Source organism: Streptococcus henryi DSM 19005, assembly GCF_000376985.1.
Classification (GTDB): domain Bacteria; phylum Bacillota; class Bacilli; order Lactobacillales; family Streptococcaceae; genus Streptococcus; species Streptococcus henryi.
In genome coordinates, this window is the sequence record NZ_AQYA01000030.1 from 13120 (window position 1) to 29116 (window position 15997).

Sequence of the window (15997 nt, forward strand, 5' to 3'; positions counted from 1 at the left end):
TAAGAAGTCGTTCGTTTTTATTGTGCTCAAAATAGAATTAATTTGCTAATCAGTTAACAAAATTATACGGAGCTTAGTTATAACTTTAAAGCCATATTTAGTTTTGGTCTTATTCAAACTCAAATAGAAGACCTAAGAAAAGCAATGCAAATTATTCTTTTGGTTTCTGAAATTTTCATGAAACTAATCAAATAAATTTCTTAGAGGATATGGAGCAGAAATAATTTAAAAAAATAAAAAATTTTTTTGTAAGAATTAAACACCCTCTAAACGCTGTTGTATCAATGGTTTTTGAATCTTTGAAGAATTCTAATACAAATAAGTTTGAAAAAAAGTTCACAATTTTTGCATGAAACTGTTTACAAAGAAAATTATTGTGATATAATTAACATGTAAATAAATTTGTGAAACTTTTAACAAAAGTTTTTAAGGAGAATCATATGGCTGAAAAAACTGTTACACCAGAAGAAAAATTAGCACAAGCTCAAGCACACGTTGACGGACTTGTCCAAAAAGGTCTAGTGGCTCTTGAAGAATTCCGTAAATTAAATCAAGAACAAGTTGACTATATCGTCGCAAAAGCATCAGTAGCAGCATTGGATGCTCACGGTATCTTGGCAGCTCATGCTGTTGAAGAAACAGGTCGTGGTGTCTTTGAAGATAAAGCTACTAAAAACCTTTTTGCTTGTGAACACGTTGTTAACAATATGCGTGGTGTAAAAACAGTTGGTATTATCGAAGATGATCCAATTACTGGTCTGACTAAAATTGCTGAACCAGTTGGTGTAATCTGTGGTGTTACTCCAACAACAAACCCAACATCAACTGCAATCTTCAAATCATTGATTGCTTTGAAAACACGTAACCCTATCGTATTTGGTTTCCACCCATCAGCACAAGAATCATCAGCTCATGCAGCACAAATCGTTTATGATGCAGCTGTTAAAGCAGGTGCTCCTAAAGACTGTATCCAATGGATTACAGAACCATCTATCGCAGCGACTAATGCACTCATGAACCACGACGGTATCTCAACTATCCTTGCAACAGGTGGTAATGCCATGGTTCGCGCAGCTTACTCATGTGGTAAACCTGCTCTTGGTGTAGGTGCTGGTAACGTTCCTGCATATGTTGAAAAATCTGCTGATATCCGTCAAGCAGCTCACGATATCGTTATGTCTAAATCATTCGATAACGGTATGGTTTGTGCATCTGAACAAGCGGTTATCATTGACAAAGAAATCTACAAAGAATTTGTAGAAGAATTCAAATCATACAAAACTTACTTCGTTAATAAGAAAGAAAAAGCTCTTCTTGAAGAATTCTGCTTCGGTGTAAAAGCAAACAGCAAAGATTGTGCTGGTGCTAAATTGAACGCTGATATCGTTGGTAAACCAGCAGCATGGATTGCTGAACAAGCTGGTTTCACAGTTCCAGAAGGAACAAATATCTTGGCTGCAGAATGTGCTGAAGTTGGGCCAAACGAACCATTGACTCGTGAAAAACTTTCTCCAGTTATTGCTGTTCTTAAAGCAGAAGATACTGAAGATGGTGTGACAAAAGCTCGTCAAATGGTTGAGTTCAACGGTCTAGGTCACTCAGCTGCTATCCACACTAAAGATGAAGAACTTGCTAAACGTTTCGGTACAGAAATGAAAGCTATGCGTATCATCTGGAACTCACCATCAACATTTGGTGGTATCGGGGATGTTTACAACGCATTCTTGCCATCATTGACACTTGGATGTGGTTCATACGGACGCAACTCAGTTGGTGATAACGTATCTGCTATCAACCTTCTTAACATTAAGAAAGTAGGGAAACGTAGAAATAATATGCAATGGTTTAAAGTTCCTTCAAAAATCTACTTCGAACGTAACTCAATCCAATACCTTCAAACAGTTGAAGATCTTGAACGCGTTATGATCGTTACTGACAAATCTATTGAACGTCTTGGTTTTGTACAACGTGTTATCGACCAATTGAATGCTCGCAGCAATAAAGTGACAATCCAAGTCTTCTCAGACATCGAACCAGATCCAGATATCACAACTGTAGAACGTGGTGCTGAAGTGATGAAAGCTTTCGAGCCTGATACAATCATCGCACTCGGTGGTGGTTCACCAATGGATGCTGCTAAAGTTATGTGGCTCTTCTACGAACAACCAGAAGTTGACTTCCGTGACCTTGTTCAAAAATTCATGGATATCCGTAAACGTGCCTTCAAATTCCCATCACTTGGTAAGAAAGCTAAATATATCGGTATTCCAACAACATCTGGTACAGGTTCTGAAGTAACACCATTTGCCGTTATCTCTGATAAGAAAAATAACCGTAAATACCCACTTGCTGACTACTCATTGACACCAACAATCGCTATTGTTGACCCTGCTTTGGTAGAATCAGTTCCAGACTTCATCGCAGCTGATACTGGTATGGACGTATTGACTCACGCAACTGAAGCATATACATCTAACTTCGCTAACGATTACACAGACGGTATTGCCCTTCAAACAATCAAGTTAGTCTTCCAATACCTTGAAAAATCAGTTAAAACAGCTGACCCAGAAGCACGTGAAAAAATGCATAACGCTTCTACAATGGCTGGTATGGCCTTCGCCAATGCCTTCCTTGGTATGAGCCACTCAATGGCCCATAAGATTGGTGGGGTTCACCACACAGTTCACGGACGTACAAATGCAATCTTGCTTCCATACGTTATCCGTTACAACGGTACTCGCCCATCTAAAACTACTACATGGCCTAAATACAACTACTGGAAAGCTGATGAAAAATTCCAAGACATCGCTAAAATGCTTGGATTGCCACACTCAACTCCTGAAGAAGCTGTTGAAGCATATGCTAAAGCAGTTTACGACCTTGGTGTTGCAGTAGGTATCGAAATGAACTTCAAAGGCTTTGGTATTGATGAGCAAACTTGGAAAGATAGCTTGCATGAAATTGCTCTTCTTGCTTATGAAGACCAATGTTCACCAGCTAACCCACGCTTACCAATGGTAGCAGATATGGAAGAAATTATGGCTGATGCATACTATGGTTATGCAGAACGTCCAGGACGCCGTAAATAATTAAAAGACATAATTCACCCCAAAAGACCTTATCAGCAGTCGATAAGGTCTTTTTGGCATTTTTTCGTCAACTGTAGTAGGTATTTTTTAACATTTTGATGTCAGAAAACAATACATAAAATTTATTTTAAAAAACCTTATAAATAGGCTTTACAATAAGCTTTTGTAGCGTTATAATGATGGTGACATAAGGTGTTATAAAAGGAGGGGCGAGGATATGGCTGACCATTTTTATGAAGTGTTAGCGACCATTTGGATTTCCATTGCTGGAATGGATTCCCGTTGGGGTAATTAGGGCTGTTTGCAACCATCCCAATTTTGGGATGGTTTTTTCTTGATAAATTTCGCAAATTTTCTGATAATTGTGGTATAATGCTAAAAAGACTATCAAAATGAGGACTGAAGATGACATTAGTATACCAATCAACACGTGATGAAAATAATAAAGTTACAGCTAGTCAAGCAATCTTGCAGGGCCTGGCAACAGATGGCGGTCTCTTTACACCGCTGACAACACCCCAAGTTGACCTTGATTTTGACCAGCTCAAAGATGCTTCTTATCAAGAAGTGGCTAAACTTGTTTTGTCAGCCTTCTTGGATGACTTCACAGAAGAAGAACTAGATTACTGTATCAATAATGCCTATGATAGCAAGTTCGATACGCCTGTCATTGCTCCTGTAGTTAAATTGGGCAATCAGTACAATCTTGAACTCTTCCACGGCTCAACTATCGCCTTTAAAGATATGGCGCTTTCTATCTTGCCTTATCTTTTAACAACTTCTGCTAAAAAGCAGGGTGTTGATAACAAGATTGTAATCCTAACAGCAACTTCAGGAGACACTGGTAAAGCTGCTATGGCAGGTTTTGCAGACGTTCCAGGAACTGAAATCATTGTCTTCTATCCAAAAGACGGTGTTTCAAAAATCCAAGAACTTCAAATGACCACTCAAACTGGTGACAATACGCACGTTATTGCTATTGATGGTAATTTTGATGACGCTCAAACTGATGTTAAGCGTATGTTCAATGACCAAGATTTGCGTGCAAAATTGTTGGCTAATAAGACACAATTCTCTTCAGCTAACTCTATGAACGTTGGTCGCTTGGTGCCACAGGTTGTCTACTACGTTTATGCTTATGCTCAATTAGTGAAATCAGGTGATATCCAAAAGGGAGATAAGGTCAATTTTACAGTTCCGACTGGTAACTTCGGTAACATCTTGGCAGCCTACTATGCTAAAGCAATTGGTGTTCCTGTAGGAAAACTGATTTGTGCTTCAAATGAGAACAATGTTCTTACAGACTTCTTCACAACTGGCACTTACGACAAAAAACGTGACTTTAAAGTAACGACTAGCCCATCTATGGACATCCTAGTGTCATCTAACTTGGAACGCCTTATTTTCCATCTTTTGGGAAATAGCGCAGCTAAGACCAAGGAACTTATGGAGAACCTAGCATCTGCAGGTGAATACACCTTGACTGATGCAGATCAAGACATCTTAAACTTGTTTGCAGCTGGCTTCGCTACAGAAGAAGAAACAGCAGCGGAAATCAAACGTGTCTATGACCAAACTAACTATATTGAAGACCCTCATACAGCCGTAGCGTCTGCTGTTTACACAACCTATGCAGAGAGAACAGGCGACAATACACCGACAGTTATTGCTTCAACAGCTAGCCCTTACAAATTCCCTCGTGTAGCTGTAGCAGCAGTCACTGGGAAAGATTCAGGGGATGATTTTAAGGCTGTAGAAGAGCTACATGAACTTTCAGGGGTTGCTATTCCAGCAGCAGTCAACGGTCTTGAAACAGCTGAGGTTCGTCATAAGACTGTGGTTGCAACTGCTGAAATGCAAAAAGCAGTTGAAGACTACTTGGGACTATAATTATTAGTTCAGTCAAAATAGAAATAATGAAAAAGGCATCGTGATTGCATTCACGGTGTTCTTTTTTATATAATAGAATTCATGACGATGACAAGAAAAATTCTACGACTGGCCTTGCCTGCTATGGGAGAAAATCTTTTGCAGATGCTTATGGGGGTAGTTGATTCCTATCTAGTTGCTCAGCTTGGCCTTATTGCGGTGTCAGGTGTTTCAGTGGCAAACAATATCATAACCCTTTATCAAGCACTATTTATTGCTCTAGGCGCAGCTATTTCCAGCCTAATCGCCAAAAGTCGTGGGCAAAGAAATGAAGCACAGACTCTAACCTATGAGGCTGACGCTCTATCTCTTACCATAATCGTAAGTCTTTTATTGGGGCTGATTTCCCTATTTTTGGGAGTTCCGATTTTAGAGTTTTTGGGAGCTGATAAGGTTGTATCTGTGGTTGGAGGAGACTACCTAGCTATTGTTGGTGGAGGAATCCTGAGTTTGGGGTTGTTTACGACTCTAAGTGCCTTCATGAGAGCCCTGGGGAAAGCTCGCTTGCCTCTTTATATTAGTTTGTTAATTAACATCTGCAATGCTCTTTTATCAGCCTTGGCAGTCTTTGTGCTAAATTGGGGAATTCTTGGTGTAGCTTGGGCTACAATCTTTTCTCGAACTCTAGGTGTATTTCTCTTGGCAAGTCAGCTACCAATTAAGACTATAGTCGGCAGAGTTCGTCTTAGAATTGATAAAAATCTTATTGAGCTAGCTCTACCATCTGCGGCAGAACGTCTGATGATGCGGGCGGGGGATATTGTTGTCGTGGCTATAATTGTTAGATTCGGGACGGAGGTAGTCGCAGGGAATGCTATAGGCGAAACCTTAAGTCAGTTTAACTATATGCCCGGTATGGGCGTTGCTACTGCGACAGTAATTTTGGTAGCTCATAGCTTAGGCGAGCAGAATTATCAAGCAATTCGAGAATTAGTTAAAAAATCTTACCTGATTTCAGCGATTTTTATGCTAGTGATCAGTTCTTCTAGTTACCTCTTTGGTCCTTTTCTGATTTCGCGTTTTACGGGAAATGCTGGCGCTATCCAAGCTAGTCTAGTAGTTCTATTGTATTCTTTTCTTGGAAGTCTGGCGACAGCTGGTACTTTAATATACACCGCAACTTGGCAAGGATTTGGAAATGCAGAATTACCTTTCTATGCAACTAGCTTTGGTATGTGGTTTATTCGAATTGCTTTTGGCTACTTACTAGGGATTGTATTTAACATGGGACTAACGGGTGTCTGGCTTGCAACTCTTATGGATAACATCTTCAGATGGACCTACCTTCATTATAAATACAATAAATATATGAATCGAAATTAGCTGGAAAAGTTCCGGTTTTTTTCTATTTATAGGAAAAGAATTGTAAAAGATTGAAATGCACGGGTGAAAACACTTTCTTGAAAAAAACTAAAAAAACGAGTAAAATCCCTTGCAATGCCACCGGGTGTGTGGTATTCTAATATGGTGCTGTGAAACAACAGCTTTAGCTATGATACAAGAGGTTGCGACACACTCGGTTGCATTGCCACGCAAGGTGTGTTGGTTTTCTTGAGGAGCTAGCCTATTATCTTAAATAGACGAAAAAGGAGAAAAAGATGGCAAACAAAAAAATCCGTATCCGTTTGAAAGCATACGAACACCGTATACTTGACACAGCGGCAGAAAAAATTGTTGAAACTGCAACACGTACAGGCGCTACAGTTGCTGGACCAGTTCCACTTCCAACTGAACGTAGCCTTTACACAATTATTCGTGCGACTCACAAATACAAAGACTCTCGCGAACAATTTGAAATGCGTACTCACAAACGCTTGATCGACATCATCAACCCAACACAAAAAACTGTTGATGCTTTGATGAAACTTGATCTTCCAAGTGGTGTTAACGTAGAAATCAAACTCTAATAGGATTTGATTGAGCACAAAAAACGCTCGTTAAAAACTTTTTTGAGCATGAAAAACGCTCATAAAAAACTTTTTAAAATACAAATAAGAAAAGGAAATATTTTCTCATGACAAAAGGAATCTTAGGGAAAAAAGTGGGAATGACTCAAATCTTCACTGAAGCTGGTGAATTTATCCCTGTTACTGTCATCGAAGCAACACCAAACGTTGTTCTTCAAGTGAAAACTGTTGAAACTGATGGTTATGCTGCAACTCAAGTTGGTTTTGATGACAAACGCGAAGTATTGAGCAACAAACCTGCCAAAGGCCATGTAGCAAAAGCTAACACAGCTCCTAAGCGCTTCATTCGTGAATTCAAAAACATTGAAGGCTTGGAAGTTGGTGCAGAAATCACTGTTGACACTTTCGCAGCTGGAGATGTTGTTGATGTAACTGGTACATCTAAAGGTAAAGGTTTCCAAGGTGTTATCAAACGCCATGGTCAATCACGTGGTCCAATGGCTCACGGTTCTCGTTACCACCGTCGTCCAGGTTCAATGGGACCTGTTGCGCCTAACCGTGTTTTCAAAAACAAACACTTGGCAGGACGTATGGGTGGTAACCGTGTGACAATTCAAAACCTTGAAATTGTACAAGTTATCCCAGAGAAAAACGTTATCCTTATCAAAGGTAACGTACCAGGTGCTAAGAAATCTCTTATCACTATCAAATCAGCAGTTAAAGCTGCTAAATAATAAGAAAGGAGAAAACAGTTAAAATGGCAAACGTAAAACTATTTGACCAAACTGGTAAAGAAGTTAGCTCAGTTGAATTGAATGACGCTATCTTCGGTATCGAACCAAACGAATCAGTAGTATTTGATGTCGTAATCAGCCAACGTGCTAGCCTTCGCCAAGGTACTCACGCAGTTAAAAACCGCTCAGCAGTATCTGGTGGTGGACGTAAACCATGGCGTCAAAAAGGAACTGGACGTGCTCGTCAAGGTTCTATCCGCTCACCACAATGGCGTGGTGGTGGTGTTGTCTTCGGACCAACTCCACGTTCATATGGATACAAACTTCCACAAAAAGTTCGTCGCCTTGCTTTGAAATCAGTTTACTCAGCAAAAGTTGCTGAAGATAAATTTGTAGCTGTAGAAAGCCTTTCATTTGCAGCTCCAAAAACTGCTGAATTTGCAAACGTACTTTCAGCACTTAACGTTGACTCAAAAGTACTTGTAATCCTTGAAGAAGGAAATGAATTTGCAGCTCTTTCTGCACGTAACCTTCCAAACGTAACTGTTGCTACTGCAACAACTGCAAGTGTTCTTGACATCGTGAACGCAGACAAACTTCTTGTTACTAAAGAAGCAATCTCTACAATCGAGGAGGTTCTTGCATAATGAATTTGTACGACGTAATCAAAAAACCTGTTATCACTGAGAAATCAATGATTGAACTTGAAGCAGGGAAATACACTTTTGAAGTTGACACTCGTGCACACAAACTCTTGATCAAACAAGCTGTTGAAGCAGCATTTGACGGAGTTAAAGTTGCAAACGTGAACACTGTAACTGTTAAACCTAAAGCTAAACGCGTAGGTCGTTACACTGGTTTCACAAGCAAAACTAAAAAAGCTATCATCACTCTTACAGCTGATTCAAAAGCAATCGAGTTGTTTGCAGTTGAAGCTGAATAATCAAAGGAGGAATTAACGTGGGTATTAAAGTTTATAAACCAACGACAAATGGCCGTCGTAACATGACTTCTTTGGATTTTGCTGAAATCACTACAAGCACTCCTGAGAAATCATTGCTTGTTTCATTGAAAAACAAAGCTGGTCGTAACAACAACGGTCGCATCACTGTACGTCACCAAGGTGGCGGACACAAACGTCATTACCGTTTGATTGACTTCAAACGTAACAAAGATGGCGTTGAAGCAGTTGTTAAAACTATCGAGTACGATCCAAACCGTACAGCTAACATCGCTCTTGTACATTATACTGACGGTGTGAAAGCTTACATCCTTGCACCAAAAGGTCTTGAAGTTGGTCAACGTATCATCTCAGGTCCAGATGCGGATATCAAAGTTGGTAACGCACTTCCACTTGCAAATATCCCAGTTGGTACAGTTATCCACAATATCGAGCTTCAACCAGGTAAAGGTGCTGAATTGATCCGTGCCGCTGGTGCATCTGCACAAGTACTTGGTCAAGAAGGTAAATACGTACTTGTTCGTCTTCAATCAGGCGAAGTTCGTATGATTCTTGGTACTTGCCGTGCTACAATCGGTACTGTTGGTAACGAACAACAATCACTTGTTAACATCGGTAAAGCTGGTCGTAGCCGTTGGATGGGTATCCGTCCTACAGTTCGCGGTTCTGTAATGAACCCTAACGATCACCCACACGGTGGTGGTGAAGGTAAAGCACCAGTTGGACGTAAAGCGCCATCTACTCCTTGGGGTAAACCTGCGCTTGGTCTTAAAACTCGTAACAAGAAAGCTAAATCAGACAAACTTATCGTTCGTCGTCGTAACCAAAAATAATTTAGCTCACATCATCCGCCAGCTCGGTAGCCTGCTTCAAGCAGGCAGGCCGTTGTGGTACTACATTTAAAGGAGAAAACTACAAAATGGGACGTAGTCTTAAAAAAGGACCTTTCGTCGATGAGCATTTGATGAAAAAAGTTGAAGCTCAAGCAAATGACGAAAAGAAAAAAGTAATCAAAACTTGGTCACGTCGTTCAACGATTTTCCCAAGTTTCATCGGATATACAATCGCAGTTTATGATGGACGTAAACACGTACCAGTTTACATCCAAGAAGACATGGTAGGTCACAAACTTGGTGAATTTGCACCAACACGTACTTACAAAGGTCATGCTGCAGACGATAAGAAAACACGTCGTTAATAGGAGGAGGACACAATGGCAGAAATTACTTCAGCTAAAGCAATGGCTCGTACAGTGCGTGTTTCACCTCGTAAAACACGTCTTGTACTTGATCTTATCCGTGGTAAGAAAGTTGCTGACGCAATCGCAATCTTGAAATTCACTCCAACTAAAGCTGCTACAGAAGTTGAGAAAGTTCTTAACTCAGCAATCGCTAATGCTGAAAACAACTTTGGTTTGGAAAAAGCTAACTTGGTAGTATCTGAAACATTCGCTAACGAAGGACCAACAATGAAACGTTTCCGTCCACGTGCGAAAGGATCAGCATCACCAATCAATAAACGTACTACACACATCACTGTAGTAGTTGCAGAAAAATAAGGAGGTAAAATCGTGGGTCAAAAAGTACATCCAATTGGTATGCGTGTCGGAATCATCCGTGACTGGGATGCGAAATGGTATGCTGAAAAAGAATACGCGGATTACCTTCATGAAGATCTTGCAATCCGTAAATTCATTAACAAAGAATTGGCAGACGCTTCAGTTTCAACTATCGAAATCGAACGCGCTGTAAACAAAGTTATTGTTTCACTTCACACTGCTAAACCAGGTATGGTTATCGGTAAAGGTGGAGCAAACGTTGACGCTCTTCGCGCTCAACTTAACAAATTGACTGGAAAACAAGTACACATCAACATCGTTGAAATCAAACAACCTGATCTTGATGCACACCTTGTTGGTGAAAACATTGCTCGTCAACTTGAGCAACGTGTTGCTTTCCGTCGTGCTCAAAAACAAGCTATCCAACGTACAATGCGTGCAGGTGCTAAAGGTATCAAAACTCAAGTATCTGGTCGTTTGAACGGTGCAGATATCGCTCGTGCTGAAGGTTATTCAGAAGGAACTGTTCCACTTCACACACTTCGTGCAGATATCGATTATGCTTGGGAAGAAGCTGATACTACTTACGGTAAACTAGGTGTTAAAGTTTGGATCTACCGTGGTGAAGTTCTTCCAGCTCGCAAAAACACTAAAGGAGGCAAATAACAGATGTTAGTACCTAAACGTGTTAAACACCGTCGCGAATTCCGTGGAAAAATGCGCGGTGAAGCAAAAGGTGGAAAACAAGTAGACTTTGGAGAATATGGTCTTCAAGCTACTACTAGCTCATGGATTACAAACCGCCAAATCGAAGCTGCCCGTATCGCTATGACGCGTTACATGAAACGTGGTGGTAAAGTTTGGATCAAAATCTTCCCACACAAATCATACACTGCTAAAGCTATCGGTGTACGTATGGGTTCTGGTAAAGGGGCACCTGAAGGTTGGGTAGCACCAGTTAAACGTGGTAAAGTTATGTTTGAAATTGCTGGCGTTTCTGAAGAAATCGCACGTGAAGCACTTCGTCTTGCTAGCCACAAATTGCCAGTTAAATGCAAATTCGTAAAACGTGAAGCAGAATAAGGAGAAAACATGAAACTTCAAGAAATTAAAGATTTTGTTGCTGAGCTTCGTGGACTTTCTCAAGAAGAACTTGCTAAGAAAGAAAACGAACTTAAGAAAGAACTTTTTGATCTTCGTTTCCAAGCTGCAGCAGGTCAACTTGATCAAACTGCTCGTTTGAACGAAGTTAAAAAACAAATTGCACGTGTTAAAACTGTGCAATCTGAAACTAAATAATAGATTGGGAAAGGAGCAATTCTAATAATGGAACGTAATCAACGTAAAACCCTTGTTGGACGCGTAGTATCTGACAAGATGGATAAAACAATCACAGTTGTAGTTGAAACAAAACGTAACCACCCAGTCTATGGTAAACGTATCAACTATTCTAAAAAATACAAAGCACATGATGAAAACAATGTTGCCAAAGAAGGCGATATCGTACGTATCATGGAAACTCGTCCACTTTCAGCTACAAAACGCTTCCGTCTTGTAGAAGTTGTGGAAGAAGCTGTTATTATCTAATCAAACTAAAAGGAGAATATTGGAATGATTCAACAAGAAACTCGCTTGAAAGTTGCTGATAATAGCGGTGCCCGTGAAATCCTTACTATCAAAGTACTTGGTGGTTCAGGACGTAAATTCGCTAACATCGGTGACATCATCGTTGCATCTGTAAAACAAGCTACTCCTGGTGGAGCAGTTAAAAAAGGTGACGTGGTTAAAGCTGTTATCGTTCGTACAAAAACTGGTGCTCGCCGTCCAGACGGTTCATACATCAAATTTGACGACAATGCTGCTGTAATCATCCGTGAAGATAAAAACCCTCGCGGAACTCGTATCTTCGGCCCTGTTGCACGTGAATTGCGTGACGGTGGTTTCATGAAGATCGTGTCACTTGCACCAGAAGTACTTTAATCTAAACACAAACTCAGTCCCCTGGCCTTGGTCAGGGTGCCCTTAAGGGCGTAAGAAAAAATTAGGAGAATAACTCAAATGTTTGTAAAAAAAGGCGACAAAGTTCGCGTTATTGCTGGTAAGGACAAAGGCGTTGAAGCTGTAGTTCTTAAAGCTCTTCCAAAAGTTAACAAAGTTGTTGTTGAAGGCGTTGCTATCGTCAAAAAACACCAAAAACCAAATAGCGAAAACCCTCAAGGAGCAATCGTTGAGAAAGAAGCTGCAATCCACGCATCAAACGTTCAAGTTCTTGACAAGAACGGTGTTGCAGGACGTGTTGGTTACAAAGTTGTAGACGGCAAAAAAGTTCGTTACAACAAAAAATCAGGCGAAGTGCTTGATTAATCACGAAGGAAAGGAGAAGCATAATGGCAAATCGCTTAAAAGAAAAATATACTAAAGAAGTAGTTCCTGCGTTGACAGAAACATTTAACTACACATCTGTAATGGCTGTGCCAAAAGTTGAGAAAATCGTTCTTAACATGGGTGTTGGTGATGCTGTTTCAAACGCTAAAAACCTTGAAAAAGCTGCTGCTGAGTTGGCACTTATCTCAGGTCAAAAACCACTTATCACTAAAGCTAAGAAATCAATCGCTGGCTTCCGTCTTCGTGAGGGTGTTGCGATCGGTGCAAAAGTTACCCTTCGTGGTGAACGTATGTACGAATTCTTGGATAAATTGGTTACTGTTTCACTTCCACGTGTACGTGACTTCCACGGTGTTCCAACAAAATCATTTGATGGACGCGGAAACTACACACTTGGTGTGAAAGAGCAATTGATCTTCCCAGAAATCAACTTCGATGATGTTGATAAAGTACGCGGTATGGATATCGTTATCGTTACAACAGCTAACACTGACGAAGAAGGACGCGAATTGCTTAAAGGCCTTGGAATGCCTTTTGCAAAATAATCTAGGAGGTAAATAAATTGGCTAAAAAATCTATGATTGCTAAGAACAAACGCCCAGCGAAGTTCTCTACGCAAGCTTATACACGTTGCGAAAAATGTGGACGTCCACATTCAGTTTACCGCAAATTTAAACTTTGCCGTGTTTGCTTCCGTGAATTAGCATACAAAGGTCAAATCCCAGGCGTAACAAAAGCGTCTTGGTAAGATTATGATACTAAGGACGTAACGGACCAAGTGAAAATAGGAAATCCAGCGAAGAACGCAAGCGTTCTAGGTGGATGTATCATTTTCACACAGGCCGTAGTCCGAGTTCAAATTGGCACATCATGTTGCTGTGAGAACAAACCGCCCCTAGGGGCACATTAACTAGCAAGTGCAACTTGCAAACTACTAGTAAGAGGAGAAACTATAAAATGGTTATGACTGACCCAATTGCAGACTTTTTAACACGTATTCGTAACGCTAACCAAGCAAAACACGAAGTACTTGAAGTACCTGCATCAAACATCAAAAAAGGGATTGCTGAAATCCTTAAACGTGAAGGTTTTGTAAAAAACGTTGAAGTTATCGAAGATGACAAACAAGGTATCATCCGCGTATTCTTGAAATACGGACAAAACGGTGAACGTGTTATCACTAACTTGAAACGTATCTCAAAACCAGGTCTTCGTGTTTACTCAAAACGTGAAGATATTCCTAAAGTTCTTAACGGACTTGGAATTGCAATCATCTCTACATCAGAAGGTCTTTTGACAGATAAAGAAGCTCGTCAAAAGAACGTTGGTGGTGAGGTTATCGCATACGTTTGGTAATTTGTGACTTTCAATTTCGTCATCTGTCTTCGTTAGAAGGTCTTATCGTACGTCAGTACTGTCTACGACCTTCTGCCTAGACATATATTTAGGACTTGAAACCCACAAAATTATCATCGGCCCCGTGAAAACTTGTCGCTCATAGCGGCTTGACAATCTAACAGGAGAAAAAATAAAATGTCACGTATTGGTAATAAAGTAATTACATTGCCTGCTGGTGTTGAAATCACTAACAACAACAATGTTGTTACTGTAAAAGGACCTAAAGGCGAACTCACTCGTGAGTTCAACAAAAACATTGAAATCAAAGTTGAAGGAACTGAAGTTAGTCTTCACCGTCCAAACGACTCAAAAGAAATGAAAACTATCCATGGTACTTCACGTGCTAACTTGAACAACATGGTAATTGGTGTTTCTGAAGGTTTCAAAAAAGCACTTGAAATGAAGGGTGTTGGTTACCGTGCTCAATTGCAAGGTACAAAACTTGTTCTTTCAGTTGGTAAATCTCACCAAGATGAAGTTGAAGCTCCAGAAGGTATCACTTTTGTATTGGCTAACCCAACTTCAATCGTAGTTGAAGGTATCAACAAAGAAGTTGTTGGTCAAACAGCAGCTTACATCCGTAGCCTTCGTGCACCAGAACCTTACAAAGGTAAAGGTATCCGCTACGTTGGTGAATACGTACGCCGTAAAGAAGGTAAAACAGGTAAATAATAGTTTGTATCTGCTTAGCGAGATTTATTCTCGCTGGTGTAGGCTATTTAAACTAATACCTTGTCATTAGACAAGTTTAATAAATATTTAAGAGGTGAAAATTGTGATTTCGAAACCAGATAAAAACAAAATCCGCCAAAAACGCCATCGTCGTGTGCGCGGTAAACTCTCTGGAACTGCAGAACGCCCACGTTTGAACGTATTCCGTTCTAATACAGGCATCTACGCTCAAGTTATTGATGACGTAGCGGGTGTAACGCTCGCAAGTGCATCAACTCTTGATAAAGAAGTTTCTAAAGGAACTAAAACAGAACAAGCCGTTGTTGTCGGCAAACTTGTTGCTGAACGCGCAGTAGCTAAAGGTATTTCTGAAGTGGTCTTTGACCGCGGTGGATATCTCTATCACGGACGTGTTAAAGCTTTGGCTGATGCAGCTCGTGAAAACGGATTGAAATTCTAATAGGAGGACACTAAGAAATGGCTTTTAAAGATAACGCAGTTGAACTTGAAGAACGCGTTGTTGCGATTAACCGTGTTACTAAAGTTGTTAAAGGTGGACGTCGTCTTCGTTTCGCAGCTTTGGTAGTTGTTGGTGATCGTAACGGTAACGTAGGTTTTGGTACTGGTAAAGCTCAAGAAGTACCAGAAGCTATCCGTAAAGCAGTTGAAGCTGCTAAAAAGAACATGATTGAAGTACCTATGGTTGGTACAACAATTCCTCACGAAGTTCGTTCAGAATTTGGTGGAGCTAAAGTATTGTTGAAACCAGCTGCAGAAGGTTCTGGGGTTGCCGCTGGTGGTGCTGTTCGTGCCGTCATCGAATTGGCAGGTGTTGCAGATGTTACATCTAAATCACTTGGTTCAAACACTCCAATCAACATTGTTCGTGCAACAGTTGAAGGTTTGAAACAACTTAAACGTGCAGAAGAAGTAGCTGCTCTTCGTGGCATCTCAGTTTCTGACTTGGCATAAGAAAGGGGATAATAATGGCTCAAATTAAAATTACTTTGACTAAGTCTCCAATCGGTCGCATTCCTGCACAACGTAAAACAGTTGTTGCCCTTGGACTTGGTAAATTGAACTCTTCAGTTGTAAAAGAAGATACTCCTGCTATCCGTGGTATGGTTAACACAGTATCTCACTTGGTAACTGTTGAAGATGTTAAATAATTGGTAAAACAGGAAGTATAGTACATCTTGTTAAACCTCGCTAAGCCGACTAGCTTGCTTGCAAACATTCAGTTGCAAACTGCCAGTCGGTTAATGCGTATAAAAAGACTTGTCCATTTTTAATGGGCAAAACAAAAAAGTATAGGCGAGTTCTTATGGGGAGTCCTTTCCCCTCATAAGGGCGCTAGCATTTTA

The 15997-nt window shown here is 40.4% G+C and carries 23 protein-coding genes; all 23 read left to right on the forward strand.

Annotated features, from left to right (window positions below; all coding sequences use genetic code 11):
• Positions 1–440: 440 nt before the first annotated feature.
• The 23 genes from adhE (at position 441) to rpmD (ending at position 15802) form a co-directional block, all read left to right on the forward strand.
• The gene (gene adhE, locus F601_RS0104660; protein WP_018164510.1) at positions 441–3089 is read left to right on the forward strand and encodes a bifunctional acetaldehyde-CoA/alcohol dehydrogenase; all 2649 of its coding nucleotides are present in this window, start codon (positions 441–443) and stop codon (positions 3087–3089) included.
• Positions 3090–3494: 405 nt separating this feature from the next.
• A complete protein-coding gene (thrC, locus tag F601_RS0104665; protein ID WP_018164511.1) occupies positions 3495–4979 on the forward strand; it encodes a threonine synthase in 1485 nt (494 codons plus the stop codon).
• Positions 4980–5060: 81 nt separating this feature from the next.
• Entirely contained in the window at positions 5061–6341 is a 1281-nt protein-coding gene (locus tag F601_RS0104670) for an MATE family efflux transporter (protein ID WP_026183111.1), read from the forward strand.
• A gap of 275 nt (positions 6342–6616) precedes the next feature.
• Entirely contained in the window at positions 6617–6925 is a 309-nt protein-coding gene (gene rpsJ, locus F601_RS0104675) for a 30S ribosomal protein S10 (protein ID WP_018164513.1), read from the forward strand.
• Between the two features lie 107 nt (positions 6926–7032).
• The gene (gene rplC, locus F601_RS0104680; RefSeq protein WP_018164514.1) at positions 7033–7659 is read left to right on the forward strand and encodes a 50S ribosomal protein L3; all 627 of its coding nucleotides are present in this window, start codon (positions 7033–7035) and stop codon (positions 7657–7659) included.
• 23 nt (positions 7660–7682) lie between these two features.
• Positions 7683–8306, forward strand: coding sequence for a 50S ribosomal protein L4 (gene rplD / locus F601_RS0104685; RefSeq protein ID WP_018164515.1), 624 nt, complete (start codon positions 7683–7685; stop codon positions 8304–8306).
• On the forward strand, positions 8306–8602 hold the full coding sequence (locus F601_RS0104690) for a 50S ribosomal protein L23 (protein ID WP_018164516.1): 297 nt from the start codon (positions 8306–8308) through the stop codon (positions 8600–8602). Before rplD ends, F601_RS0104690 begins: the two co-directional genes overlap by 1 nt.
• Before the next feature lie 17 nt (positions 8603–8619).
• Positions 8620–9453: a 50S ribosomal protein L2 gene (gene rplB, locus F601_RS0104695; RefSeq protein ID WP_018164517.1), complete on the forward strand. Its 834-nt coding sequence runs from the start codon at positions 8620–8622 to the stop codon at positions 9451–9453.
• A gap of 86 nt (positions 9454–9539) precedes the next feature.
• On the forward strand, positions 9540–9818 hold the full coding sequence (gene rpsS / locus F601_RS0104700; protein WP_000533765.1) for a 30S ribosomal protein S19: 279 nt from the start codon (positions 9540–9542) through the stop codon (positions 9816–9818).
• A 15-nt stretch (positions 9819–9833) separates the two neighbouring features.
• Positions 9834–10178 carry a 50S ribosomal protein L22 gene (rplV, locus tag F601_RS0104705; protein WP_018164518.1) on the forward strand — a complete coding sequence of 115 codons (345 nt, stop codon included), beginning with the start codon at positions 9834–9836 and terminating at the stop codon, positions 10176–10178.
• A 12-nt stretch (positions 10179–10190) separates the two neighbouring features.
• Positions 10191–10844 (forward strand): 30S ribosomal protein S3, encoded by a 654-nt coding sequence (gene rpsC, locus F601_RS0104710; RefSeq protein ID WP_018164519.1) that lies wholly within the window; start codon positions 10191–10193, stop codon positions 10842–10844.
• Between the two features lie 3 nt (positions 10845–10847).
• Positions 10848–11261, forward strand: coding sequence for a 50S ribosomal protein L16 (gene rplP / locus F601_RS0104715; protein WP_018164520.1), 414 nt, complete (start codon positions 10848–10850; stop codon positions 11259–11261).
• Between the two features lie 9 nt (positions 11262–11270).
• Complete coding sequence (gene rpmC, locus F601_RS0104720) at positions 11271–11477, forward strand: 50S ribosomal protein L29 (protein WP_018164521.1); 207 nt, start codon at positions 11271–11273, stop codon at positions 11475–11477.
• Between the two features lie 27 nt (positions 11478–11504).
• On the forward strand, positions 11505–11765 hold the full coding sequence (gene rpsQ, locus F601_RS0104725; protein WP_002885836.1) for a 30S ribosomal protein S17: 261 nt from the start codon (positions 11505–11507) through the stop codon (positions 11763–11765).
• Between the two features lie 24 nt (positions 11766–11789).
• A complete protein-coding gene (gene rplN, locus F601_RS0104730) occupies positions 11790–12158 on the forward strand; it encodes a 50S ribosomal protein L14 (protein WP_018164522.1) in 369 nt (122 codons plus the stop codon).
• A 78-nt stretch (positions 12159–12236) separates the two neighbouring features.
• Complete coding sequence (gene rplX, locus F601_RS0104735) at positions 12237–12542, forward strand: 50S ribosomal protein L24 (protein WP_018164523.1); 306 nt, start codon at positions 12237–12239, stop codon at positions 12540–12542.
• Positions 12543–12565: 23 nt separating this feature from the next.
• A complete protein-coding gene (gene rplE / locus F601_RS0104740) occupies positions 12566–13108 on the forward strand; it encodes a 50S ribosomal protein L5 (RefSeq protein ID WP_018164524.1) in 543 nt (180 codons plus the stop codon).
• A gap of 17 nt (positions 13109–13125) precedes the next feature.
• Positions 13126–13311, forward strand: coding sequence for a type Z 30S ribosomal protein S14 (locus tag F601_RS0104745; protein WP_001085697.1), 186 nt, complete (start codon positions 13126–13128; stop codon positions 13309–13311).
• Between the two features lie 209 nt (positions 13312–13520).
• On the forward strand, positions 13521–13919 hold the full coding sequence (gene rpsH, locus F601_RS0104750) for a 30S ribosomal protein S8 (RefSeq protein ID WP_002952146.1): 399 nt from the start codon (positions 13521–13523) through the stop codon (positions 13917–13919).
• Positions 13920–14096: 177 nt separating this feature from the next.
• Entirely contained in the window at positions 14097–14633 is a 537-nt protein-coding gene (gene rplF, locus F601_RS0104755) for a 50S ribosomal protein L6 (protein ID WP_018164525.1), read from the forward strand.
• 103 nt (positions 14634–14736) lie between these two features.
• A complete protein-coding gene (gene rplR, locus F601_RS0104760; RefSeq protein WP_026183112.1) occupies positions 14737–15093 on the forward strand; it encodes a 50S ribosomal protein L18 in 357 nt (118 codons plus the stop codon).
• 17 nt (positions 15094–15110) lie between these two features.
• Positions 15111–15605, forward strand: coding sequence for a 30S ribosomal protein S5 (gene rpsE / locus F601_RS0104765; protein ID WP_018164527.1), 495 nt, complete (start codon positions 15111–15113; stop codon positions 15603–15605).
• Positions 15606–15619: 14 nt separating this feature from the next.
• The gene (rpmD, locus tag F601_RS0104770) at positions 15620–15802 is read left to right on the forward strand and encodes a 50S ribosomal protein L30 (RefSeq protein WP_018164528.1); all 183 of its coding nucleotides are present in this window, start codon (positions 15620–15622) and stop codon (positions 15800–15802) included.
• The last annotated feature ends 195 nt before the right edge of the window (positions 15803–15997 follow it).